Source organism: Shewanella ulleungensis (assembly GCF_014648315.1).
Taxonomy (GTDB): domain Bacteria; phylum Pseudomonadota; class Gammaproteobacteria; order Enterobacterales; family Shewanellaceae; genus Shewanella; species Shewanella ulleungensis.
Genome location: NZ_BMQW01000003.1, coordinates 112,731 through 138,676 on the forward strand (window position 1 = coordinate 112,731; position 25,946 = coordinate 138,676).

Consider the following 25,946-nt stretch of genomic DNA (forward strand, 5'->3'; position numbering starts at 1 on the left):
TGCCTACGTCGTAAAGGGATCCCAATATAAACAACTAAACACTTATGAATGGGTCTATTGTGGCCAGAAATACCGCCCGCTAAAACAACATAATCTCCTCTCTCATGCCTCTAAAATGACAATGTTAACAACTTTTCTACAAAGCCTACTTTTATAAATGTTAAATTTTTATTGGTTGCAACAGTGAATAAAAAACGGTCCTAGCACAATAAATCAGCTAGCAAAACAGGATGTTAAGTTTTTTATTTTTAAGTTCCCCAATTTATTAAAATAAAACAAAAGTTTTATAAACCCATGCTTTTAAATGTTTTTATTTTTTAGTGTCCATTTTTGTTAACAGGAATGGATATCACATTTGATTAACTTTTGCGCTTACGGCACTTCAATTGTTGATTAGTTGTATCAAATGTGATTTTATTGCATACGTAATTGAGTGATTGTGATGATTTCTGTTGCATTCCCTCATTGAACTAGCGCCTAAAAAGGTCGTTAGAATTATAAGAAAGATATAAAGTCCAGGGAGATAGACAATGCATAAGAATATCCTAGCTAAATCGGTGCGCTTAGCACTGATCGGTGGTGCTGCTGCAACGGCATTTGCTGCACCAGCAGTTTTCGCTGCTGATGAAGATGGCGCAAAAGTAGAACGTATTGAGGTTACTGGTTCGCGTATTAAGCGTTCTGACCTAGAAGGCGCTTCTCCAATTACGACCATTACTACTGAAGACATGAAGATGGAAGGTAACTTTACTGTTGCTGATGCACTTCGTAACAGTAACTTAAACTCTTTCGGTTCGTTCTCTGAACGTTCTGGTAGTTCAGCACAATCTCAAGCAACAATCAACCTACGTGGTGCAGGCTCAAGCCGTACTCTAGTATTGATTGATGGTAAGCGTTTCCCTGGTTCACCAACACTTGGTGGTGCATCAGCTAACTTAAACGCTATTCCAATGGCGGCTGTTGAGCGTATCGACATCCTTACCGATGGTGCATCTTCTACTTATGGTTCTGACGCGATTGCTGGTGTTGTAAACATCATCATGAAAAAGAACTACCAAGGTATTGAATTCAATGTTGGTGGTGGATCACGTGACCAAGACGGCGGATTAACCAGTAAAGAATTCTCGGTAGTTGCCGGTTATCAAATGGACAAAGGTAACATTACTTTTGCATTTGATCACCAAGATCGCCAAGGTATATCAGACGCTGACCGTTCATATACTGCTGCAAGCATGACTGACTTTAACGGTGATGGCGAAATCCAAGCTTATGATGAAACAGCTGGTTGGAGTATCTATGGTGCCACAGTCGCGGCTCCAGATTTTTCTACTGCACAAGCGTCATTACTGTGTGATGACTTAGAAGCTGAATATGGTTCAAACGTTTTCCAAACTGTTGCAGCTGACAACGATTGGAGCCCTGGCTCAACTTATTGTATGTATGCGTTTGCTAACGTGTCTTACAACAAAGCCTCTATTGACCGTAATACTGTTTATGTTGACGCTAACTATGAAGTTGCAGAAGACGTAGAATGGTTTGGTCGTGTGATGGTTACACAAAACAGTTCATTTGGTCGTTATGCACCTCCTGCGGCAGCTTGGAGTAACATGGCCGCTGATAACCCAAACAATCCATTTGGTGAAGAAACTACAGGTTATTTCCGTTGGGTAGGCATCGGTACGCGTGATGGTTACGTAGACGATTACAACCAAGATTATTTAACTGGTTTACGCGGTACTATTAGTGCATTAAATGATGCAGAGTGGGAAGTTTATTACCACCACAACATCGCTGACAACAAGTCAGTGGGTCAGTACTACTTAAGCTATTCTGGTCTTGCTTACAACCAAGCTAATGATATTGATTTAGGTTCAGAAGCTGGCATTAATAACATGAAAGCCACTACACTTACTACTGGTAAGGCAACATTCGACCAGTACAGTGCAGGTCTTGGTTTTGATGCATTTGAATTACCAGGCGGTGCAGTAGCGCATTACGTTGGTATGGAATACTTTGACCAACAGTTCAGCGAAGTGTATGACGCACAGTCTGAAGCAGGTTTGGTAGGCGGCAGTGCGGGTAACTCTTCTGGTGGCGACCGTCAAGTTTGGGCGATGTTCTATGAAGCAGTATTGCCATTAACTGACGATATCGAATTAAACCTAGCCGCTCGTTACGATGACTACAGCGACTTTGGTGACAACGTTGCTCCAAAAGCATCTATTCGTTGGCAGGCACTTGATAATGTTGTGGTACGTGCTTCTTATTCTGAAGCGTTCCGTGCACCTTCATTAAGTCAGCTTTACGCAGCAACGACTTTCAGCGCAGAGTCAGGAACAGATTATCCTTTCTGTACATCGACAGGTGTAGCTGATGCAGATTGTTCTGAGAAGCAATATGATACGTATATTAGTGCAAACAGTGAGTTAGGCCCTGAAACTTCAGAGTATATTAACTTAGGTGTTGCATGGGATATCGTTGATGACATCGGTCTTAAAGTCGATTACTTTAACCTAAACATTGATGATGTTATCAGCCAACGTTCAATTACCAATGTTATGCGTGGTGTTGCTGCAGGTACATTAGCCGAAACTGATACATTCTATGTTGAACGTGCACCTACTACTGATGGTACTCTTGGCCGTGCACTTGAAATTGGTACAGGCTATGGTAATACTGATAAGTTAGAAATTACAGGTATTGACGTTGCATTAAACGCTAAGTTTGAAACATCAATTGGTGATATCGGCTTTAACTGGACTAACAGCTTCGTTCTTGACTACATTCAAGAAGTTGAAGGTGGTCAGGCTGCAGAAGATATCGCAGGTTGGAACGGTGCTCCAGACTATAAGTCTAACTTTACTACTAACTACATGTTAGGTGACCATAGCTTATCATGGAACATCAACTATACTGGCTCTACTTATGAAACAGATGACACAGGTCATTTAGATTCATGGTTAATTCATAACCTAAGCTACGTATACGATGCTGGTAACTATGGCTCAGTATTGTTAGGTATTAACAACCTAACTGATGAAGATCCTGTATTAACATCTACAGGTCAGTTCGTAAATACTGATCTATATAACAACTACGGTCGTGAATACCGTGCAAGTTATACTCTAAAGTTCTAAAAATTAGTCACCATTTGCTAATTATTTAGGCTAAAAAGGCTCCTTCGGGAGCCTTTTTATTTAGACTAATATTCAAAGCGTATGCGTAATAGAGAGATTCATATGAGTAATCATTGGAGTGAATATTGGCGGCAAGGCCATACAACATCATTTGGTGATGCATTATCAGGTAATTATGAAGGTGTTTTACAGTCGGTTTGGCTCTCTGCCTTCAATAATTTACCGACTGATTTTATCGCAGTAGATGTTGGCACTGGCAACGGCTCGGTTCCTTTATTATTAAGAGAGACATTAATTAATAGCGCCAAAGTCGGGACTGTATTTGGTGTTGATCTTGCCGAAGTGCAACTAGCAGACATAAATAAAAGCGAAAAATCAACAATTGAAATAGAGCTTTTATCTAATACAGCCAGTGAAAAGTTACCTTTTGCCGATGATTCAGTGGACCTGTATGCGTCGCAATTTGGTTTTGAGTACTCAAATATCGAGCAATCAATTACAGAAGCCTCAAGAGTACTTAAAGCAAATGGTCAATTTTCAATTGTATTCCACCATAGTAATTCAATGATATTGAATCGAAATAAAAATATTTTAAGGTTGATTGAGCAGCCTCAAGCAAATGAGTTGATAGAATATTTAAGTGAAATTGCAATCGCGATGGGGTCTATGGTGACTGCAAATGATATTGCAAGAATAAAACAAGATCCTAAGTGTGAAACTATTCGTGCAAAAATTAATCAATCAATTAAGTATTTAGTTGGATATGATGAACTATCCGCACAAGATAGTCAGTTAATGATGTTCGTTGCTCAATTTTTTAAAGAAGGGATATTTTGGCCTTTAGCAAAAAAGCAACAATTTATCGAATTCATTAAATTACAAATGGATACGTTAAAGCTAAGACTAACCGAATTGGTTAATGCATCTTTTGATGAAAATAAACTGGCAAAATTTATTGCTATATTTGAGCAAAACTCATTGGTGTTAAATGAGCTTAAAGTGCTTAAAAACGAAAAAAATGAAATTTTAGGATGGTATTTAGATGCCAGCAAAGTCGTTAATGCCATAGATTAGCGATATGTTATGAATGAAAAAGTAAGTTTTATACACTTTAAGTCAATGATTTAAAGTAATTACTTTTTTAAAATAAAATGCCATTCCTATAAAATTCTGTTGAAGATGTATATTTATTCACCTTTCATTTACATTGCTAGCCTTAACAGCTCTTTCTACTAGTTTTTACGCTTTGCAAATGTTGACACAGGTCAACATTTTGTGAAATGATGCCAACGGGTCTGCGCCTTAGGTGGCGTAGAAAAGGGAAGAAAAACTAACAATCACAAGAAAAAGACACACTTAGTTGAATTAACATTGATAACAAAAATTTATCATTCGTTATTTACGCTCTAGTAGAACTTTTTAATTCACTTCAAATTGGTTGGGAACTATGTCCAAGGTAAGCAATAGAACAAAAATCGCTACTGCACTTGTTGGCGCACTGGCTTTAGCGGGTAGCAACTTCGTTGTTGCAGGTCCTCTAGCTGACGTTCAAAAAGCGGATAGCAGCCTACATGCTGCTTCAGCAGCGTCACAACAGAAAGTCGACAAATATTTTGACCAAGCACAAGACATGCTTTTTGAGTATGGCAGCGTTGCTGACGAACGTGAGTCATTAAAATCATATAATGATTACGTTGCAGGCTTGGTAGCTGATCAACAGAAAACACTTGATGCAATTCAAACTGACATCAACGGCGTTGATAAATTACGTCAAGGTGTTGTTCCTTTAATGTTTAAAATGGTAGAAGCTTTAGATCAGTTTGTTAATCTAGATCTTCCATTCAACACTGAAGTTCGTAAAGAACGTGTTGAGAACCTAAAGAACATTCTTAATACAGCAGAGGTTACTCTTGCTGAAAAATACCGTCTTATCCTTGATGCATATAGCATCGAGCGTGAATACGGTAGCTTCGTTGCAGTTCACACTGGTAAATTAAACTTAGATGGTAAAGAAGTGTTAGTTGACTTCTTCAACCTAGGTCGTGTTGCACTTTACGCTCAAAGCTTAGATCAGAAAATAGCATGGATGTATGACGCTGACGCTAAAACTTGGAACAAGTTAGAAGACAGCTACTTACGCGATATTACAAAAGGTATTCGTATTGCTCGTAAGCAAGGCGCTCTAGACCTATTCGCATTACCAATTCCTGCTGCGGAGACTGCACAATAATGAAGAAGTTAATTACATCAGCGCTAGTGGCTGCAACTTTCTCTTTAGCAACCGGTATGGTTTCAGCTGCTGATGCACCGAAAACTATTGACCAGCTGTTACAGCAAGTTAAAGTTGATCGTGCTAACGAAGGTAAAACCAACGCTAAACGCGAAAGAGAATTCCAAGCAGAACGTGGCGATAAAGCTGCATTACTTAAGCGTGAAAAAGATGCTTTATCTGCTGAAAAACAACGTGGTAAAGATTTAAACCAAGCTTTTTTAGACAACGAGCGTAAGATTGCTCAGTTAGAAGAAGACTTAAAAACAGCTCAAGGTGACTTGGGTGAAATGTTTGGTGTTGTAAAAGGTGAAGCTGGCGATTTCGCTGGTAAGCTTGCAGCATCTAACATTAGCGCACAGTTTCCAGGTCGCGATGCATTTATTGCTGACCTAGGTGCACGTAAATCATTACCAAAAATTGAAGAACTAGAGCAATTCTGGGAAGCTCAATTATTTGAAATGGTTCAATCTGGTAAAGTCGTTAAGTTTGATGGCGCGGTTACTGCTATTGACGGTAACGTTGTGAATACTGCTATTCACCGTGTTGGTCCATTTAACTTAACAGCTGAAGGTAAATATGTTGTTTACAAGCCAGAATTGAGCTTGATTCAAGAATTATCTCAACAGCCTGAAGGTTACCAAGTGAGTGCTGTCGGTTCATGGGAAAATACCACTTCTGGTACTGCTCCTTTCTATATCGACCCTGCACGTGGCGTGTTGCTAAACATCTTCACTAACAAAGCAAGTCTTGAAGACCGTTTAGAAGCCGGTGGTACAATTGGTTATATTATTTTGGCTCTACTTGCACTAGGTGCTTTAATTGCCCTTGAGCGTTTAGTTACACTTACTGTTATTGGCGGTAAAGTGAATAGCCAGCGTAAGAATATCGATAACCCAGGCAACAATGCTTTAGGTCGTATCTTGAAAGTTTATCAGTCTAACAAAGATGTTGATGTTGAAACATTAGAGTTAAAACTTGATGAAGCAATCCTAAAAGAAACGCCAGCTTTAGAAGCTCGTATCTCTATTATTAAAGTTATCGCTGCTATCGCACCTATGATGGGTCTATTAGGTACTGTTACCGGTATGATCGCAACCTTCCAATCAATTCAGTTATTCGGTACTGGTGACCCTAAATTGATGGCGGGTGGTATCTCTATGGCACTTATCACTACGGTTCAAGGTCTTATCGCTGCATTGCCGTTAATGTTATTACATGCAATCGTTGTTGCACGTAGTAAATCTATTGTTCAAGTTCTTGAAGAGCAAAGTGCTGGTATTATTGCAGAACATGCTGAGAAGAGGGCTGACTAATGATGCTAATCCTGATGGACGTATGGGATTCCGTCAGGGGCTTCATGGCCTCCGGAGGCGATGTCCTCTGGTTGGTTGCAGCAGTGCTATTCCTAATGTGGGTGTTAATGCTTGAACGTTATTGGTATCTAAATTGGATATCACCTAAACAACATCAAGCAGTAATTGCCTCATGGGAAGCAAGAGAAGAAACAACTTCTTGGCATGCTCACCGTATCCGTGAAGCTTGGGTATCCCAAGCGAAGCAAGATTTGAATGCACGTATGCTGTTAATCAAAACCCTAGTTGCCATTTGTCCAATGATTGGTTTATTAGGTACCGTAACTGGTATGATTTCAGTATTCGATGTGATGGCAGTTCAGGGGACGAGTAATGCTCGTTTAATGGCCGCTGGTATCTCTATGGCCACCATGCCTACTATGGCAGGGATGGTTGCAGCGCTATCGGGTGTTTTCTTTAGCACTCGTTTAGACTCAAAAATGAGAATCAGTTTAGAAAAGCTAAAAGACAGCATGCCTCACCACTAGAGAGAGATTGAACATGGCACGTAAGAAGCATTCCAGTATGGAAGAGGAAGCTCAAATTGATATGACCCCGATGCTAGACATCGTGTTTATCATGCTGATCTTCTTTATTGTAACAACATCGTTTGTTAAGCCATCTGGCTTAGACTACAACAAGCCTAAAGCGTCACAGGCTACGTCTAAACCATCGGCAAACATCTTTATTGGCATCAGTAAAACTGGCGTCATTATGATGGAAAACCGTCAGGTTGATATCGAACGTGTAACGGCTAACGTTGAACGTATGTTAGCTGAAGCACCAGAAGCAGCTGTACTGATTCAAGCAGATAAAGACACCCAACATGGTTTGGTTGTTAAAGTGCTTGATAACGTGAAAGCTGCGGGTATTGACAAAATTTCAGTATCAGCGGGGAATGAGTAATATGCTAAGAGCACTCGTATCAATAATCATTGGTGCTGCAGTGACTTTTGGGCTGTTTGCTTTCATGGCTTTCCTAGTCGGCGGCGGTGCGCAGCGCAACGGCGACTCAGCGGAAACCCCTGTTATTGAAATTACGATGGATAAACAGGATTCGAAGGCACAGAAAAAACCAAGGGTTACACCTAAGCCACCTCCACCACCGGAGCAGCCACCGAAGCCGGATACTACTCCGCCTGACTCATCATCTAATATTGACACCAACTTGGCGTTTAATATGGGTGGAATTGAAGCTGGCGGGCCAAGTACAGGCTTTAAGCTAGGCAACATGATGACCCGTGATGGTGACGCTACACCTATCGTTCGTATCGAGCCTCAGTATCCAATTGCTGCTGCCCGTGATGGTAAAGAAGGTTGGGTTCAACTTACCTTTACAATTAACGAACTAGGTGGTGTTGATGACGTATCTGTTATCAAGGCAGAACCTAAGCGTTTATTCGATCGTGAAGCGATTCGCGCATTGAAAAAGTGGAAATATAAGCCAAAGATTGTTGATGGAAAACCATTAAAACAACCTGGCATGACTGTGCAACTTGATTTTACTTTAGAGAAAGGAGGTAGATAATGCGTAAAGTTACTAGTATCGCTACAGCGTTATTACTTTCAGTCTGTACAAGTGCAATGTTGTCTAGTTCTGCTTTGGCCGCTGAAAAGTGTGAGATTGACAAACGTCAATCGCGCGCAGTAGGCGAAAGTGCAGCTAAAAAAGTTCAAAAATCTTTTGAAGCGTATACCGAAGGTAATTTAGACCAAGCAATTTCAATATTGCTTGAAGCTAATGCTAAAAACGATTTCGACAAAGCTTATGTCGATCGTATGTTAGGTAACTTCTACGCTGAAAAAGGTCAGATGGGCACAGCAATCAAATATTTGAAGACTGCTGTTGATGCTGACATTCTTGGTGGTACTGATCATGCTGCAACTATGCGTTTGTATGCAGATTTATTACTACAGGAAAAAAAGTTTAAAGAAGCGATTCCATACTATTACAAATGGATGGACTTTACCTGTAAGGCTGATGCTCAAATGTATCGCCGTATCGGTATTGCCTATACAGAGTTAAAAGATTGGAACAAAGTACTACAAGTAGCTGATAAAGGGTTATCTTTAGCTGAAACACCTGACAAAGGTCTGTATCAGATGAAGTTAACTGCTTACTTTAACCAGAAAAAGTACAAAGATGCCGTAAAAGTATTAGAAGTTATGGTTCCTTTGTTCCAAGACGACAAACGTCTATGGGTACAGTTAGCTCAGTTTTACTTAATGACTGAAGATTATGATAAATCATTAGCAACTTATGATTTGGCTTACAAAAATGGCTTTTTAGAGACAGACGGTAATATTACTCGTTTAGCTCAATTGTTAGCGCAAAAGGGTTCACCTTATAAAGCTGCAACAATTTTTGAAAAGCACATGAAGTCTGGTCTTATTGCTGAAAACGAGAAGAGTTTATCAACTCTGGCTGGTTTTTATCATAATGCTAAAGAGCTAAAAGAAGCAGCTAACTACTACGGTAAAGCAGCAGCTATTAGCGGAAAGGGTGATTTATTCTTAAAGCAAGGTCGAATCTTAGCTTTAGATCAAAAATTCAACGATGCAATTCCAGTGCTTAAAAAAGCACTTGATGCAGGTATTGATAACCCTGGTGAAGCTCAATTTGAGCTAGCTTTAGCATACCTAAGTTTGAAAAAGTACAAGTCAGCTTATAACCGTGCAGTACTTGCTGCCAATGATAAGAAGACAGAACGTAGTGCAAGAAGCTATATTTCTTATATTAAAGAAAAGGCACGTATTCACAACGTAACGCTTTAAATACTAAGTTAGTAATAAAAAGCCCCTTTTAAGGGGCTTTTTTATTGCCAGTTATTTAGTGCTGGCTTATGTATTGTGTACTAAATTGTTAATTTATGTGTATTTGAATAAGTTTAGTTTCAAGTGGTGCATAGCATAGATACAATACAGTCATGATTTGATTAAAGCTGTTTAACTTATTGCTTATTGTTAGCTTTATTAAGCGTATTTCAGCGAGAGTCAATAACCCTGTGCGAGAATGTGTTAAGGAATAATAACAATGAAAAAAACGATGTTGGCACTTACAGTGTCATTATTAATTACCACTCAAGGGTGTTCAGATAGCACTATTGCACCTGAAATTAATAATACACAAAGCGACTCGAAGAGCCTGGCTGTTGAACAAACTGCTTCAGAGAAATACTTAGCGATGGTTGATGCTTTCTTTCAAGACCAACTAAAACTTGAACCTATTTATGCTACTTTTGTTGGGGTTAACGATTATAACGATCAATTTGGTGGTTCATTAACTGAAGCATACTTAACAGAACGTCATCAGCTCAATAGCCGTTATTTTGATTTGGCTAAATCGATCAATGTAGAACAGTTATCTGCTCCGCTTAAGTTGAGTTATGATATGTTTGTTTATGATCGCAACATGGAGCTTATTGGCGAAACGTACCCAGAACGCTTTTTACCCATTAATCAGTTTTATAGTACAGTATTTACTATGGTCCAATTAGGTACCGGAGAAAGTGCACAACCATTCAAGACTGTAGCAGATTATAAAAATTGGTTATCAAGGCTTCGTGGATTTATCAAATGGACTGAATTAGCCCAGCAACGTATGGATGAGGGGATAGCAAGTAAAGTTGTACTTCCTCGAGTTCTCGTCGAAAAAATCATTCCTCAATTAGATGCCCAATTAGTTGAAGGGGCGCAAAACAGTTTATTTTATTCACCTATTAATTTGATGCCAGATAGCTTTAGTTCAGATGAAAAATCAGAATTAACACAAGAGTATCAATCTGTTATCGAAAAAGAGTTACTCCCTGCTCTAGCGCAATTACGTCAATATGTTAATGATGTGTATCTACCAAATTCAAGAGCATCAGATGGTTGGTGGGGTTTACCTAATGGTAAAGATTGGTATCAACATCTTGCAAATAGCCATACAACAACAACATTACCAGTCGATGAAATCCATCAAATAGGTTTGTCTGAAGTTGCCCGTATCTTATCTGAGATGGATAAAGTGAGGGAACAGGTTGGGTTTAAGGGAGACCTGAATGCATTTTTTGCTTCGTTATCATCTGAACCTCAATACTTTTTTACTGATAAGCAAGATTTGATTGATGGTTATATGATTATTAAAGATCAGATTAATGCGGTTTTACCGCAATATTTTGATGTAATGCCAAAAGCTGACTACATCGTTAAACCTGTAGAGGCGTTTAGAGAAAAATCGGCTGCTGGCGCGTCGTATGAATCACCTGCAGTTGATGGGTCTCGTCCAGGTATCTTCTATATCAATACTTATAATTTAAAAGCTCAACCTAAATGGGGAATGACTACTCTGTCTTTACATGAAGCAGCTCCTGGGCACCATTTCCAAATAGCAATTAAGCAAGAATTAACTGATGTCCCTCAGTTTCAACGTTTCCAGGGATATACAGCCTTTGAAGAAGGTTGGGCTTTGTATGCGGAGTATTTAGGTATTGAAATGGGCGTGTTCAATGACCCTTACCAGTATTTTGGAAAATTGTCTGATGAAATGCTCAGAGCAATGCGTTTAGTCGTTGATACAGGGTTGCATGCAAAAGGTTGGAGCCGTGAGCAAGCAATTCAATACATGAAAGATAACTCACCTATGGCTGAGTCTGACATCGTTGCCGAAGTTGAGCGCTACATGGCGATTCCAGGCCAAGCGTTATCGTATAAAGTGGGTCAGTTAACTATTTTACGATTACGCGCAGACGCTGAAAAAGCTTTGGGTGATAAGTTTGATTTAAAAGGTTTCCATGAGCAGCTATTAACTACGGGTTCGTTACCTATGGCTGTAATGGAAAATAAGATTGCAACTTGGATAGAAGCCCAATCTGCAAATTAGTCGTCTAAAATATCGCTGTTTAGGGCTTATTGATCTTCATGGTTATTTAACCGACAAATTTCAACAGGTCTTACAGTGCCATCTTAGTGTCATTATGTTAGTGTAATTTTTTATTGAGAATATTTTTTAGGAGCCTTTATATGGTACAAGCAACAGCAAGACATTTACTCGTTAGCACGCAAGAGCAATGCGAATCGTTAAAGCAACAAATTGAATCAGGTGCTGATTTTGCCGATGTTGCGAAGGCAAATTCTTCTTGTCCTTCTGGTGCTCAAGGCGGTGATTTAGGTTCATTTGGTCCTGGGATGATGGTCAAAGAGTTTGATGAAGTTGTGTTCAGTGCGCCGTTAAATGTTGTTCAGGGGCCGGTTAAGACTCAATTTGGTTATCACTTACTTGAAGTGACAAGTCGTGGTTAATGTTTAATGCATTAACTGGGGAAATGGCAGCCTAGGCTGCCATTTTTTATGGTTGTTAAACCATTTCTGAATCATGAAGGCTAAATATGCAAGTGATGTTATATGCCGATAAAGTGGTGTTACGTAATTTAACCTCAACGGATTGGGCTGATTTTTTGTCCTTGCATTGTGATCCTGTTGTACAACAATACATTCGCCCAGTGGAGAGCGAAGCCAGTATCAAAACAACGTTTATTCAGCGCACTTTGCCTTGGTCTTTTGAAAGTGGTGAATGGTTATCTTTGGTTATTGAGCGTGTTGATAACCAAGAGTTTGTTGGTTTGATTGGCTTTAGGTGTGATGATTTATCTTTAAAACGTGCTGAAGTCGGCTACCTTATTGCAACAAGCCAGCAAGGCAAGGGGTTTGCAACTGAAAGTTTACGCGCCGTTATTGATTGGGGGGCGTTGCAATATGATATGCATAAATTTTTGGGTATTTGTGCTAGTGATAATATAGCATCACAGAGAGTTCTTAAGAAAGTTGGGTTCGTTCTGGAGGGAACATTACGACAACATAGTTGTATAAATGGTACTTGGTTTGATGATTGTTATTTAGGTTTATTAACTTCGCAAAGGCTGTAACTAGATTGTCAAATCAAGCGTGAATAGAAAATAAATTGCATCATGCACTGTATTCTATTGGGCATTTGTCACATAATACGTAATACAAGTGAAAACTATTCTCGTTAGCAGGTAAAACTTTGATCTAGATTCGAGTTTCACAAGCTAAGCTCAGATAAAATTTCCGGCGTTAATAATGTTGTTTAAGGTATATGTTACATGAAGCTGAGTGAACTAAAAGCAGGTGACCGCGCAATTATCTCTGAAATCGGTCAATTAACGTTACCGCAAACAGTAAAGCGTAAGTTGTTATCGATGGGCATAACACCTAATACGCAGTTTTCTTTTATTCGCCGAGCACCGATGGGATCGGGTGTTGAATTAGATTTACGTGGCAGTAAATTATGCATGCGTTGCGATTTAGCCGATATCATCGAGGTAGTAATAACTAATGACTAAAAAATTCCATTGCGTCACTGTTGGTAATCCAAACGCAGGTAAATCGACCCTTTTTAATGCACTAACAGGTTCCAATCAACAAGTTGGTAACTGGTCAGGTGTCACTGTCGAAAAGAAAACCGGTAAATTTAATTATTCTGGTGTTGAAATATCTCTCACTGATTTGCCCGGTATCTATGATTTGTTACCCGCCGGCAATAGTTGTGATTGCTCATTAGACGAACAAATCGCTCAGAATTACTTAGCTAATCAACAAGTCGATGCAATCATTAACTTAGTTGATGCCACAAACGTAGAGCGTCACTTATACCTGACGACTCAACTGCGTGAGCTTGGCATTCCTATTATAGTTGTTATTAATAAAATTGACGCGGCTAAAAAGCTTGGTATTAATATCAATGTAGATGATATGTCTAGTCGTTTAGGCTGTCCTGTAATCGCTATAAGCTCTCGTAATCCAACAGATGTTGAACAATTACAATCTAACGTATTAACCTTGTTGAAGAGTAACGAGGTAACAATACCGTTAGTGTTACAATATTCTGATGATATTGAAGGCAGTATCAAAGCGTTACAGGCACAAAATACTAATCAAGAACTGCCAATACTTAGCCGTGGTCAAGCCTTATCTATTTTAGCGAATTGTCACGGTAATGCCTGTGGTACTAGTGAAGTACAACTTCACGAGACTGTACAACAATGTGCTCAACGTGCAGAGCAAAATGGTGTTGATATTGAAATTATGATCGCGACTACGCGATATGATTTTGTACAAAAAGTTTTTGAATCTTCTGTTAATCAAGGTAAACACATCAGTGCTTCAGACAGATTAGACAACATTGTTCTACACCCAGTTTTGGGTATTCCTGTTTTCCTATTTGTTATGTACTTAATGTTTTTATTTAGTATTAATGTCGGTAACTCATTTATTGATTTCTTCGATATCACTGCGGGAGCAATTTTTGTCGATCACTTTGGTGCATTATTAGCATCAATGGGTTCTCCTGATTGGTTAGTGACTATTTTAGCTGGCGGGATTGGTCAAGGTATTCAGACTGTCGCTACGTTTATTCCTGTAGTCGCGGCATTATTTTTAGCATTATCGGTTTTAGAAGCTTCAGGCTATATGGCTCGAGCTGCCTTTGTTGTCGATGGTTTAATGCGTCGTATTGGTTTACCTGGTAAAGCATTTGTCCCTATGATTGTTGGCTTTGGTTGTTCTGTGCCCGCGATTATGGCAACCAGAACCCTTGGCAGTGAGCGTGAACGAATAGTAACAGGCATGATGGCTCCGTTTATGTCTTGTAGTGCCCGTTTGCCTGTTTATGCCTTATTTGCGGCAGCGTTTTTCCCGCAATCGGGTCAAAACTTAGTGTTTCTTCTTTATATAATTGGTATTTTTGCTGCAATTGGTACCGGGTTATTATTACGTAAAACAGTACTTCCAGGAACAAGTAGTGCGGTGGTAATGGAACTTCCAAGTTATGAAATGCCTAAAACTAAAGCGGTGTTTTCTCGCACTACAAAGCGTACTAAAAGCTTTATTATGGGCGCAGGTAAAACCATTATTATTGTTGTAACCTTACTTAACTTCGTTAATGCAATTGGTACAGATGGTTCATTTGGCCATGAAGACAGTAAAGAATCATTATTAAGTGTTGCTAGTCAACAGGTTACGCCATTATTTGCTCCTATGGGAATAGAACAAGATAACTGGGCTGCGACAGTAGGAATTATTACCGGTATTTTTGCAAAAGAAGCTGTGGTGGGGACGTTAAACAGCTTATATAGCACTGCTGATGGTGATGATGAAGAAATGCTGTCTATATGGGATAGCGTTAAAGTAGGTCTAGCCACAATACCAACAAATTTACTGGGTATTGAACCAGATGACCCATTGTCAATTGCTATAGCGAGTATTACCGATTTAGATGAAGCTGCCGCAGAACTGTCTGTTGATACTTCAACCTTTAGCGCGTTACAGAGTGGCTTTAAGAGCCAGCTAGCAGCTTTTTCATATCTATTGTTCATATTGCTTTATACACCTTGTGTGGCGGCAATGGGAGCGTTGGTCAATGAATTTGGCGCTAAGTGGGCTCGATTTGCAGCAATCTGGACTTTTTCATTAGCATACGGTTCTGCTACGGTTATCTATCAAGGTGCGACGTTTACCCAGCATCCTTTACAGTCTGCATGTTGGATTGGATTTTTTGCGGTGGCCTTAGTTGGCTTTTATATGTGGTTAAGTAAAAAAGGCAGACAAGCTCAACAGATTATTCCTGGGATCCGTATTGTGACTGAGTAATCATCGCTGTAACTGTTAGCATTAAACTAAAAACCCAGCATGGCTGGGTTTTTTATTCTTTAAGAATAAAATTACCTCTTAAGTGAGATTCTACAGAAATGATTTGGAGTTTTTTGTTTATCTGACGATCTTTTTCAGTGCTAGTAGTTGTAACTACTGAAGAACTGTAGGATCATCTGTTTTTTATTCATATTGCCATTGTGTGCCAAGAGGAATTCCATGAGTCATGTGGACACCGAAGTACGTCCTAGTAACTTCATTCGTAATATTATAGACGAAGACCTAAGTAGCGGTAAGCACAGCCAAGTTCATACTCGTTTTCCGCCAGAACCTAACGGCTTTTTGCATATTGGACACGCTAAGTCTATTTGCTTAAATTTTGGCATTGCAAAAGATTATCAAGGTCAATGTAACTTACGTTTTGACGATACTAACCCTGAAAAAGAAGACATTAACTATGTTAAGTCGATTCAGGAAGATGTGCGTTGGTTGGGCTTTGAATGGTCTGGTGATATTCGTTATTCATCAAATTATTTTGATCAATTGCATCAATATGCAGTGGAGTTAATCACAAAAGGTCTTGCTTATGTTTGCTTTTTAAATGGCGAACAGACAAGAGAATACCGTGGTTCATTAAAAGAGCCGGGTAAAAACAGTCCTTATCGTGATACTAGCGTTACTGAAAACCTCGCGCTATTTGAAAAAATGCGCATGGGTGAGTTCAAAGAAGGCGAGTGTGCGCTTCGAGCCAAAATTGACATGGCATCACCTTTTATGTGCATGCGCGATCCGATTATTTATCGTATTCGTTTTGCACATCATCACCAAACCGGTGACAAGTGGTGCATTTATCCAATGTATGATTTCACGCATTGTATTTCTGATGCGATTGAAAATATCACTCATTCAATTTGTACATTAGAGTTTCAAGATAACCGCCGTTTGTACGACTGGGTTTTAGACCATTTAGACGATTTTCAAGCGCCTAATCGCACACGTCAATATGAGTTTTCTCGTTTAAATCTTGAATACACCTTGATGTCGAAGCGTAAGCTAAACGATTTAGTCGCTCGTAAATTAGTTGACGGCTGGGATGACCCGCGAATGCCAACCATTGCAGGATTACGTCGTCGTGGTTATACACCAGCTTCTATTCGTGAGTTTTGCTTGCGTATTGGTGTCACTAAACAAGAAAACTTGATTGAAGTGGGTATGTTAGACGCATGTATTCGTGAAGAATTAAACGAACATGCTCCACGTGCAATGGCAGTATTAAGACCGGTAAGAGTTGTTATTGAAAACTACCCGAATGCACAGCCTGAAAAGATTACTGCTCCAGCACATCCTAGTAACGAATCGATGGGCACGCGTGAACTGTCTTTTGGTCGCGAGTTGTTTATTGATGTTGAAGACTTTAAAGAAGAAGCCAATAAACACTTTAAACGCCTTGTACTAGGCAAAGAAGTTCGTTTACGTAATGCTTACATCATTAAAGCTGAGCGCTGTGACAAAGATGCTGAAGGTAACATAACGACTATTTATTGTACTTACGATGCTGACACGCTAGGCAAAAACCCAGCTGATGGCCGTAAAGTAAAAGGTGTTATTCATTGGGTTGAAGCTAGTACAGCTAAGCCAGCAGAATTCCGTCTTTATGATCGTTTATTCACCAATGAAAACCCTGCAGCATTTGAGACAGTGGATGAAGTGATTAACCCACAATCTTTAGTTATTGTTAATGGCTTAGTTGAACCAAGCTTAGTAAATGCTGAAGCTGAAAAAGCCTATCAATTTGAACGTGAAGGTTATTTCTGTGCAGATAGTAAAGACTCAAGTGCAGAGCATTTAGTCTTTAATTTAACGGTGCCACTTCGCGATACCTTCGCATAGTCAGTGTAATCAATAAATAATACTTTCAAAAAAGGCGCTAGTAGCGCCTTTTTTATGTCTATTATTTAGTTTTGGGAGGTTATTGCATCATAGGACCTAAACCGACACTCCATAAGATGACGCTTGAGGCCATTAAAGCAACAAGCAATACTAGGCCTGCAGTGACAACCGAACTGGCATAAATAAACCCCTTCTCTTCAGGTATGTTCATAATAATAGGCACCCCAGCGTATAGAAGATATACAGAGTAAGCCAACCCAATTAACCCCACTACCATAATAAACCAAAGTACAGGATATAAAGCTGATAATCCCACCATAAACAATGGAGTAGCTGTATAGGCGGCAAGTTCTAATGCTTGAGTGTAAGTAGGATCAGCATCAAATGTTCTTCCCATCCAAAATGCTAAATAAGCTAAAGCTAACACTCCAGCAATCAGGCCAAAGTACATCCCAATAGACATAAACATAGCGCTTTTCGGTGTTAAGAAAAGGGGATCGCCTGCACCAGGGTGCCAGCCAATGTGGGCAGTGGCAAAATATGAACATACAGCAGGAATTAACGCGATAAGTAACACATGACTTAAGCTACTTTTCAGTGCTTCGTGATTTTTTTCAATTGTTTGCCACTCTTGTTTTGGATGAGTGTAAAGCCCCATTAAGTGATTTAGTACCATTATAGTTATCCTTGTTTAGCATTTTCGACCTAGCTCGCCAAACTATAGACGAGCTGACTGCAGCTCATTATCAATCGCCTTAATCAGCTCACTACCACTTTACAAAAGACTGATAAAAGCTAAACATAAAAACTGTTTACTGTCTGTTGCTAAGCTATCACCTCATCCCAACTAGAGGTTCTCTTTAAGGAGATTGAACACATTGGTTAACAGAGACATTAATTAAAGTGTTAATGTTTCGTTAAATTGCCAATGTCTAGTCTATTTATTGAACATAAATAGACTTTCGTCAAGTTGTATTACGATTTCAGCTTCAGAAAAGATCATCAAAACGGTAAAATGAATTTCAATGTTTGACTCGGATTCATACACAAATGCAGCAACTACTCGTGCCAATTAATCAATTCTTAGGTTGTGAAACGCCAAATAGCTGGATTGAGCTAGCTAAGCAACCTGAGCAATTAACGGCCTTACTTATTGATCATTGTAATTGTGAGCTCAAAGCGGCGCAAACTGCCATGATGATGATCCGAAAATACGCTATAGATAAACAAAGTGCACAAGTACTCGTTGCCTGGGCAAAGCCTTATGAGGACTTTGTATACAGTCAAGATAGAGATGTTAAGGCATTTTTAAATCGTGATATTAAAAAGAACGACATCACGAGTGAGCTCGTTGCAAATACATCCATGAAAAACAGTGCTGATTTAATGGGGAAAATGGTGCGCCTAATCAAAGAGGAGTTTCATCATTTTGAACAAGTTCTTCAGATAATGACGGCCAGAAATATTGCTTACAACAACATTCGTGCAGGAACATACGCGAAACAGCTTATCAGTTATGTTCGTACCCATGAACCGTTAAAAATTGTCGATAAATTAATTGTTGGCGCTTTTATTGAGGCAAGATCTTGTGAACGTTTTGCTAAGCTAGCACCGCATTTAGATGATGAGTTAGCTAAGTTCTATGTGTCATTATTACGCTCTGAGGCCCGCCATTTTCAAGATTACTTGTTATTGGCGCAAGATATTGCAGATAAAGATATCAGCGAGCGGGTTGCATATTTTAGAGCGAAGGAAGCCGCATTAGTTTTATCTGAAGATACCGAATTTCGATTTCACAGTGGCGTACCTGTATCTCGATAAACCCCAGTGTGTCACAAACAACTGGGATCAAAAAATTAGGTTGAGAAGGGTCTTTTTTGCAACTCACAGCCTTGCGAATTAACTGATAAAACACTGCCTTGTGTGTACCAATCTCCCACAACGACACGTTGTTTATGATTGGATAATTGATGAATATCAGGCCTGTGAGTATGACCGTGTATCATGCGTTGACAGTTGGTTTCAGTTAAGAGCGCATCGACAGCTGCAGGTTCAACATCCATTATCTCGTAATGTTTTTGTTGATTGCCTTTGATACTTTTTTGACGAATTTTCGCGGCTATATTTAAGCGCGTTTGCTTCGGTAATATATTGGCGTAAATCCATCGAACGAGTGCAATGCTGCGAAAACGTCTAAAGCGTTGATAAGCTTCATCAAGCGTACAAAGGCTATCACCGTGAAGAATAACGGTTCGAGTGCCGTACAAGTTAACGCAATGTACTTCGGGTAGTATTTGCATGCCAGCTTGTTTACAAAATGCACGCCCAACCATAAAGTCACGATTACCATGAATAAAATACACTGGCATTACGGTTGAAACTGACTTTATCGCTTTGGCGATATCTTGTGAGAATGGCTCCGCAATATCATCACCCATCCATACTTCAAACAAATCGCCGATAATGTAAAGCGCCTCGGCATCTTTTAATCCGTGGGTTAAAAAATCTAAAAAAGCGTGAGTAATATCGGGGCGATCAGCACTCAAGTGCAAATCGCCCACAAAGACAGTGCGCTTCAAAATTACGCTTTTACGCTAACGTTGTTAATAACAACAGCTTCTAAAGGCACATCTTGGTGCATACCACGGTTACCAGTAGCTACTGCTTTGATTTTTTCAACAACATCTAAGCCTTCAACGACTTCACCAAATACACAGTAACCCCAACCTTGAGACGTTTCAGATTTAAAATCTAGGAAGGTGTTGTCATTGATATTAATGAAAAATTGAGCCGTAGCAGAATGCGGATCAGAAGTACGCGCCATTGCCACAGTACCTTTACGGTTTGATAAACCGTTGCTGGCTTCATTTTTCACGGTTTCATTGCAACGCTTTTGACCCATATCTTCGGTAAAACCACCACCTTGTATCATGAAACCATCGATAACACGGTGAAAGATGGTGTTGTCATAAAAGCCTTCTTCAACATACTTCATGAAGTTAGCAACTGTTAAAGGTGCTTTTTCTGCATCAAGTTGTAGAGTAATGTCGCCGTAATTTGTGTGTAAAGTAACCATTAATATTCACCTAGAAAAAATAATTTGCGCGATTCTAACTTATCTTAGTTGCGGCATAAAGTGCAGTGTTCAAAACCCGTGACATCATGATAGACTCACTAGTAACATTTACCGTTATAAATTAGTGTAAAAGAGAACTTTTGATGTTGAAAATTTACAATAGTATCAGTCGTGAAAAACAAGAATTTAAACCAATAAACCCTGGCAAAATTGGCATGTACGTCTGTGGCGTGACAATTTATGATTTGTGTCATATTGGTCACGGGCGTACTTTTGTTTCGTTTGACATGATCGTACGCTATTTACGTTACATTGGTTACGAGGTGAATTTTCAACGTAACATTACCGACGTTGATGATAAAATTATTAAACGTGCAGCTGAAAATAATGAATCTTGTGACGCATTAACTGAACGTTTAACAGTAGAGATGCACCGTGATTTTGATTCGTTAAATATGTTACGTCCAGATTTCGAGCCTCGTGCAACGCTTCACATGGCTGAAATTATTGATATGGTGCAATTGCTTCTCGACCGAGGTCATGCCTATGTTGCCCCAGACGGTGATGTGTTGTTCAGTGTGGCGTCTTACAAAGATTATGGCCGCTTATCTGGCCAGAATCTCGACCAATTACAAGCCGGCGCCCGAGTTGAAGTCGACCAAACCAAGCAAAACCCAATGGATTTTGTATTGTGGAAAATGTCTAAACCTGGTGAACCTACTTGGGAATCTCCGTGGGGAGCAGGGCGTCCTGGCTGGCACATTGAATGTTCTGCCATGAACAGCAAGCATTTAGGTGTGCATTTTGACATTCACGGTGGTGGAAGCGATTTACAGTTCCCACATCATGAAAATGAAATTGCTCAGTCTTGCTGTGCTCATGATACACCATATGTTAATTACTGGATGCATTCTGGCATGGTGATGGTCGATCGCGAGAAAATGTCTAAATCGTTAGGTAATTTCTTTACTATTCGCGATGTGCTTGAACATTATGATCCTGAAACCGTGCGTTACTTTTTATTGTCAGGTCATTATCGCAGCCAGTTAAATTATTCAGAAGATAATTTAAAACAGGCTCGTGCAGCGTTAGAGCGTTTATACACAGCGCTTAAAGATTTAGATCTAACCGTTTCTCCAGCGGATGCTGAGCAATATGTGGCTAAATTTAAGCATGCGATGGATGATGACTTTAATACTCCTGAAGCGTATTCAGTGTTGTTTGATATGGTACGTGAAATAAACCGTCTTAAAACAACAGACATGGCAGCCGCTTCTGCTCTAGGCGTGAGCCTTAAGCAGTTAACCGATGTATTAGGTTTGATTAGCCAAACGCCAGAAGCATTTTTTAAAGGTGAGGGGACTGATGATGAAGTGGCAGAGATAGAAGCCCTAATCGTTGAGCGTAACCGCGCCAGAACAGAAAAAGACTGGCCTGCAGCTGACGTTGCACGAGATCGTTTAAACGAGCTCGGTGTGATTTTAGAAGATGGTCCAAGTGGTACGACTTGGCGTAAAAAATAGTTCTTCAATATATTAAGTAAAAAGCCTGCAACTTGCAGGCTTTTTACTGTTTGATAGTCACTAATGATCAGCGTATTAACACGATATTTTAGCTGTGATATTGCTCGCAAGCATAAAGCGTGTTTTCTAAAAGACTGGCAATGGTCATTGGGCCAACACCGCCAGGAACGGGAGTAATGAATGCTGCATTTTTAACGGCAATATCAAACTCTACGTCACCGACTAATGAGCCATCTTCTAGACGGTTAATACCAACATCAATAACAATTGCGCCAGGCTTAATCCATTCTCCTGGAATAAACCCAGGTTTACCGACGGCAACGACTAATAAATCCGCCTGACGAACTTTTTGTTCTAGGTTTTTTGTAAAGCGGTGACAAGTGGTTGTAGTACAACCGGCTAACAAAAGCTCTAATGTCATAGGACGCCCAACAATATTGGATGCGCCAACAACAGTGGCATCCAGTCCATAGGTGTCGATACCCGTCGATTTGATTAACGTCATAATACCCATTGGAGTACACGATCGAAGAACCGGGATCCGCTGTGCTAAACGGCCAACGTTGTAAGGGTGAAAGCCATCCACGTCTTTATCAGGGCGAATACGCTCAATCACTTTAGAGTCGTCAATATGATCTGGAAGCGGCAGTTGCACTAAAATGCCGTCTATTTGAGGGTTGTTGTTGCATTGGTCAATTAAGGCTAATAATTCTGCTTCAGAAGTGCTTGTATCAAGATCAAATGATTGTGATTCAAAACCGACTTCCTCACAGGCTCTGCGTTTACTTCCCACATATACCTGTGATGCCGCGTCGCTACCCACTAAAATAACTGCCAGTCCAGGAACTCTTTGGCCAGCGTCTTTGCGCGCGGCGACTTTTTGTTTAAGAGTATTACGGATAGATTGTGCAATGGCTTTACCGTCAATAAGTTGAGCAGTCATGGCTGTAGAGTTTCCTTTGAATGGCGCGGCTTGAGGCTGATGAATAAATCGGGTGTATTCTAACAGGCGATTAAAAGTGTGTCATTTGTAAGACAGGGAAATACAGTGAATAAACTATTCGCGCTATGATGCTAATCGCCCTTTTTGCTGTTAAATTCAACATATAGACAATTAGCTCAAAAAAATCGTTGACGATAACAAAGTGACTCGTTAAGATGCGCTCCGTTCTCAAGACAACATGGTTACACTGCATGTGTTGAAGAACACAGTAAACTCGGTGATTAGCGCAGCCCGGTAGCGCATCTCGTTTGGGACGAGAGGGTCAGAGGTTCGAATCCTCTATCACCGACCAAATTCAATTATTTGTTTATGTGTTAACTAAACAAATAATCAAACAAGTGTTAAGCTTGTTTAGCCAGACAGGATACAGCAAATTGCTGTGCCATGCGCCCGTAGCTCAGTTGGATAGAGCACCCGCCTTCTAAGCGGGTGGTCGCAGGTTCGAGCCCTGCCGGGCGTACCATTTCAGTGGTGATTGTAGCTCAGTTGGTAGAGTCCCGGATTGTGATTCCGGTTGTCGTGGGTTCGAGCCCCATCAGTCACCCCATTTTTCTTTGTTTGATTCAAATAGATGTGTAGTAAAAAACTTAACATCTAGTTTGATACCCTATAAAACCGTTCTGCCAAATCATTCCTTAGCAATACAATAAAATCAATTCGCACATTAAACGTGCAAACACGTCAAAAATGGCTCAAAGTCAGCCCTTTTATCGCGTAAATCGACCTTTTCAGGCTCGACTATGCTAAAAACGGTGGCTATAATGTCGCGTCTTGATAAATATCAAAAATAAGCTACCTGAACCAACAGCGTCTTCAGCATCATAATATCGCTGTGCTGGAGGCCTTAGCTAAACACACGGTCAAGAAACGAATATCGAATAGTTGAGTTGTCGACTATTAAAAAGAACGTTAGACATATTTCGAGGTAAAACAATGCAAGTTTCTGTTGAAACAACTCAAGGCCTAGAGCGTCGCCTAACTATTTCTGTACCTGCTGAGCAAATCGAGAAATTGGTTAAAGACAATGTACTTCGCGAAGCAAAGCGTGCACGTCTTCCTGGTTTCCGTCCTGGTAAAGTACCAGTCACAGAAATCAACAAGCGTTATGGTAAAGCTATTCGCCAAGACATCACTGGTGAAGTGATGCAACGTAACTTTATTGAAGCAATCGTAGCTGAAAAATTAAACCCAGCAGGCGCGCCAGTATTCACTCCTGGTACGACTGAAGGTGACACTTTCCAGTTTGTTGCTACATTTGAAATTTACCCAGAAGTTGCATTAACCGGTTTAGACACGATTGCCGTTGAACAGCCTAAAGCTGAAGTAAACGATGCAGACGTTGACACAATGATCGAAACACTACGTAAACAACATGCAACTTATGCTGCTGTTGAGCGTGAAGCTGCAGATGGCGACAAAGTTAAAATGAACTTTGTTGGTTCTATCGACGGTGAAGAATTTGAAGGCGGAAAAGCTGACGATTTCGAACTGCAAATCGGTTCAAACCGTATGATCCCAGGTTTTGAAACTGGTGTTGTTGGCCATAAAGCTGGTGACGAATTTGAAATCGAAGTGTCTTTCCCTGAAGACTACCACGCTGAAAACTTAAAAGGTAAAGCGGCTAAATTCGCAATTACTTTAACTGAAGTTCAAGGCGCAAGCTTACCAGAAGTGAATGATGAATTTGCTTCATTATTTGGTATTGCTGATGGTGGTTTAGAAGCGCTTAAAGCTGAAATCCGTAAAAACATGACTCGTGAGCTAGAGCAAGCGCTTAAAGCTAACGTTAAAGAGCAAGTGATCACTGGTTTATTAGCGGCTAACGAAATCGTTATCCCTAAAGCATTAGTTGACGGCGAAGTTAACGTATTGCGTCAGCAAGCTATGCAACGTTTTGGTGGCCAAACTGAAAATATGCCTGAGCTTCCAGCTGAATTGTTCACTGAGCAAGCAGAGCGTCGTGTGAAGATTGGTTTGCTTTTAGGCGAAGTAATCAAAACAAACGAGCTAAAAGCTGAAGATGATCGCGTTAATGCATTGATCGAATCTATGGCTTCTGCGTATGAAGATCCATCTGAAGTTGTAGCTTACTACAACTCAAACAAAGAACTCATGCAAAACATGCGCAACGTAGCGCTTGAAGAGCAAGCTGTTGAAGCCCTACTAAAATCGGCTAAAGTGACAACTAAAGACGTCGCTTTTGAAGAATTTATGAACAAGGCTACAGGCAAAGCGTAAGCTAAGCTTGACTTAACAAGGCGTTCGCCATTTATAATGGCTCGTATGAGGTTCCTCATGCGGGCCATTTTTATTTTTTAGGGAAATGAATAATGCATAAAGCACCAGAATCAGTACTCAATGCGCTTGTACCTATGGTTGTTGAACAAACAGCTAAAGGCGAACGTTCTTACGATATTTACTCTCGTCTATTAAAAGAGCGTGTTATTTTTTTAGTTGGCCAAGTTGAAGAACATATGGCTAACCTCATTGTTGCTCAGTTATTATTCCTTGAGTCAGAAAGCCCAGATAAAGACATCTACCTTTATATTAACTCTCCTGGTGGTTCTGTCACTGCGGGTATGGCTATTTATGACACCATGCAATTTATCAAGCCTAACGTAAGTACAGTATGTATGGGCCAAGCAGCAAGTATGGGCGCATTTTTACTTGCTGGCGGTGCTAAGGGTAAACGTCACTGTTTACCTAACTCTCGCGTGATGATCCATCAGCCATTGGGCGGTTTCCAAGGTCAAGCGTCAGATATTGCTATCCACGCTCAAGAAATTCTCGGTATTAAGAATAAATTAAACCAAATGCTAGCCGATCACACAGGTCAACCACTAGAAGTGGTAGAACGTGACACAGACCGTGACAACTTTATGAGTGCAACTCAAGCGGTTGAATACGGTATAGTGGATTCGCTTTTAACCACACGCGGTTAATTCAGGCTGATTTTTTGCTGCGACTGGGTTATTCTTCATCCTAGTTAACGAATAATCCAGATATGCAGACGGTAAACATATCGACAAGCAGAGCTCAGATGT

The 25,946-nt window shown here is 40.1% G+C and carries 22 protein-coding genes and 3 tRNA genes; 21 read left to right on the plus strand and 4 right to left on the minus strand.

Annotation, left to right across the window (positions count from 1 at the left end; all coding sequences use genetic code 11):
* The first annotated feature begins 530 nt into the window (after positions 1–530).
* From IEY40_RS07265 to glnS, 14 genes are all read left to right on the plus strand, one after another.
* Complete coding sequence (locus IEY40_RS07265) at positions 531–3,137, plus strand: TonB-dependent receptor domain-containing protein (protein ID WP_188954759.1); 2,607 nt, start codon at positions 531–533, stop codon at positions 3,135–3,137.
* 102 nt (positions 3,138–3,239) lie between these two features.
* Entirely contained in the window at positions 3,240–4,211 is a 972-nt protein-coding gene (locus IEY40_RS07270; protein WP_188954761.1) for a class I SAM-dependent methyltransferase, read from the plus strand.
* 373 nt (positions 4,212–4,584) lie between these two features.
* Positions 4,585–5,367 carry a DUF3450 domain-containing protein gene (locus tag IEY40_RS07275; protein WP_188954763.1) on the plus strand — a complete coding sequence of 261 codons (783 nt, stop codon included), beginning with the start codon at positions 4,585–4,587 and terminating at the stop codon, positions 5,365–5,367.
* Positions 5,367–6,722: a MotA/TolQ/ExbB proton channel family protein gene (locus IEY40_RS07280; protein WP_188954765.1), complete on the plus strand. Its 1,356-nt coding sequence runs from the start codon at positions 5,367–5,369 to the stop codon at positions 6,720–6,722. The genes IEY40_RS07275 and IEY40_RS07280 overlap by 1 nt, the downstream gene beginning before the upstream one ends.
* A complete protein-coding gene (locus IEY40_RS07285; RefSeq protein ID WP_011638074.1) occupies positions 6,722–7,249 on the plus strand; it encodes a MotA/TolQ/ExbB proton channel family protein in 528 nt (175 codons plus the stop codon). The genes IEY40_RS07280 and IEY40_RS07285 overlap by 1 nt, the downstream gene beginning before the upstream one ends.
* A gap of 13 nt (positions 7,250–7,262) precedes the next feature.
* Positions 7,263–7,667 carry an ExbD/TolR family protein gene (locus IEY40_RS07290; protein ID WP_160053370.1) on the plus strand — a complete coding sequence of 135 codons (405 nt, stop codon included), beginning with the start codon at positions 7,263–7,265 and terminating at the stop codon, positions 7,665–7,667.
* Between the two features lies 1 nt (position 7,668).
* A complete protein-coding gene (locus IEY40_RS07295; protein ID WP_188954767.1) occupies positions 7,669–8,289 on the plus strand; it encodes an energy transducer TonB in 621 nt (206 codons plus the stop codon).
* Positions 8,289–9,536, plus strand: coding sequence for a tetratricopeptide repeat protein (locus IEY40_RS07300; protein WP_188954769.1), 1,248 nt, complete (start codon positions 8,289–8,291; stop codon positions 9,534–9,536). Before IEY40_RS07295 ends, IEY40_RS07300 begins: the two co-directional genes overlap by 1 nt.
* Before the next feature lie 259 nt (positions 9,537–9,795).
* A complete protein-coding gene (locus IEY40_RS07305) occupies positions 9,796–11,625 on the plus strand; it encodes a DUF885 domain-containing protein (RefSeq protein WP_188954771.1) in 1,830 nt (609 codons plus the stop codon).
* Positions 11,626–11,765: 140 nt separating this feature from the next.
* Positions 11,766–12,044 carry a peptidylprolyl isomerase gene (locus IEY40_RS07310; RefSeq protein ID WP_188954773.1) on the plus strand — a complete coding sequence of 93 codons (279 nt, stop codon included), beginning with the start codon at positions 11,766–11,768 and terminating at the stop codon, positions 12,042–12,044.
* Positions 12,045–12,130: 86 nt separating this feature from the next.
* Positions 12,131–12,667, plus strand: a complete 537-nt coding sequence (locus IEY40_RS07315) for a GNAT family N-acetyltransferase (protein WP_188954775.1) — start codon at positions 12,131–12,133, stop codon at positions 12,665–12,667.
* A 198-nt stretch (positions 12,668–12,865) separates the two neighbouring features.
* Complete coding sequence (locus IEY40_RS07320; RefSeq protein WP_160053364.1) at positions 12,866–13,105, plus strand: FeoA family protein; 240 nt, start codon at positions 12,866–12,868, stop codon at positions 13,103–13,105.
* Positions 13,098–15,410 (plus strand): Fe(2+) transporter permease subunit FeoB, encoded by a 2,313-nt coding sequence (gene feoB / locus IEY40_RS07325; RefSeq protein WP_188954777.1) that lies wholly within the window; start codon positions 13,098–13,100, stop codon positions 15,408–15,410. Before IEY40_RS07320 ends, feoB begins: the two co-directional genes overlap by 8 nt.
* 219 nt (positions 15,411–15,629) lie before the next feature.
* On the plus strand, positions 15,630–17,300 hold the full coding sequence (gene glnS, locus IEY40_RS07330) for a glutamine--tRNA ligase (RefSeq protein WP_188954779.1): 1,671 nt from the start codon (positions 15,630–15,632) through the stop codon (positions 17,298–17,300).
* 79 nt (positions 17,301–17,379) lie between these two features.
* Here the strand turns inward: glnS and IEY40_RS07335 are convergent, their stop codons facing one another.
* A complete protein-coding gene (locus IEY40_RS07335; protein WP_188954781.1) occupies positions 17,380–17,976 on the minus strand; it encodes a Yip1 family protein in 597 nt (198 codons plus the stop codon).
* A 374-nt stretch (positions 17,977–18,350) separates the two neighbouring features.
* On the opposite strand from IEY40_RS07335, the gene miaE reads away from it, so the two are divergent.
* Positions 18,351–19,121: a tRNA isopentenyl-2-thiomethyl-A-37 hydroxylase MiaE gene (gene miaE / locus IEY40_RS07340; RefSeq protein WP_188954782.1), complete on the plus strand. Its 771-nt coding sequence runs from the start codon at positions 18,351–18,353 to the stop codon at positions 19,119–19,121.
* A gap of 35 nt (positions 19,122–19,156) precedes the next feature.
* Here miaE and IEY40_RS07345 read toward each other — a convergent pair whose 3' ends face one another.
* Complete coding sequence (locus IEY40_RS07345; protein WP_188954784.1) at positions 19,157–19,879, minus strand: UDP-2,3-diacylglucosamine diphosphatase; 723 nt, start codon at positions 19,877–19,879, stop codon at positions 19,157–19,159.
* A 2-nt stretch (positions 19,880–19,881) separates the two neighbouring features.
* Positions 19,882–20,376 (minus strand): peptidylprolyl isomerase, encoded by a 495-nt coding sequence (locus IEY40_RS07350; RefSeq protein WP_160053358.1) that lies wholly within the window; start codon positions 20,374–20,376, stop codon positions 19,882–19,884.
* A gap of 143 nt (positions 20,377–20,519) precedes the next feature.
* Here IEY40_RS07350 and cysS point away from each other — a divergent pair, with 143 nt between their 5' ends.
* Positions 20,520–21,899, plus strand: a complete 1,380-nt coding sequence (cysS, locus tag IEY40_RS07355) for a cysteine--tRNA ligase (protein WP_188954786.1) — start codon at positions 20,520–20,522, stop codon at positions 21,897–21,899.
* Positions 21,900–21,987: 88 nt separating this feature from the next.
* On the opposite strand, the gene folD is transcribed toward cysS, so the two are convergent.
* Complete coding sequence (gene folD, locus IEY40_RS07360; RefSeq protein ID WP_188954788.1) at positions 21,988–22,842, minus strand: bifunctional methylenetetrahydrofolate dehydrogenase/methenyltetrahydrofolate cyclohydrolase FolD; 855 nt, start codon at positions 22,840–22,842, stop codon at positions 21,988–21,990.
* A gap of 275 nt (positions 22,843–23,117) precedes the next feature.
* On the opposite strand from folD, the gene IEY40_RS07365 reads away from it, so the two are divergent.
* The 5 genes from IEY40_RS07365 to clpP all read left to right on the plus strand — a co-directional run bounded on the left by IEY40_RS07365 (position 23,118) and on the right by clpP (position 25,844).
* A tRNA-Pro gene (locus tag IEY40_RS07365) sits at positions 23,118–23,194 on the plus strand.
* Positions 23,195–23,288: 94 nt separating this feature from the next.
* Positions 23,289–23,365: transfer RNA gene (locus IEY40_RS07370), tRNA-Arg, on the plus strand.
* An 8-nt stretch (positions 23,366–23,373) separates the two neighbouring features.
* A tRNA-His gene (locus IEY40_RS07375) sits at positions 23,374–23,449 on the plus strand.
* A 386-nt stretch (positions 23,450–23,835) separates the two neighbouring features.
* Positions 23,836–25,140, plus strand: coding sequence for a trigger factor (gene tig / locus IEY40_RS07380; RefSeq protein WP_188954790.1), 1,305 nt, complete (start codon positions 23,836–23,838; stop codon positions 25,138–25,140).
* A 92-nt stretch (positions 25,141–25,232) separates the two neighbouring features.
* On the plus strand, positions 25,233–25,844 hold the full coding sequence (gene clpP, locus IEY40_RS07385) for an ATP-dependent Clp endopeptidase proteolytic subunit ClpP (RefSeq protein ID WP_188954792.1): 612 nt from the start codon (positions 25,233–25,235) through the stop codon (positions 25,842–25,844).
* Positions 25,845–25,946: the final 102 nt, after the last annotated feature.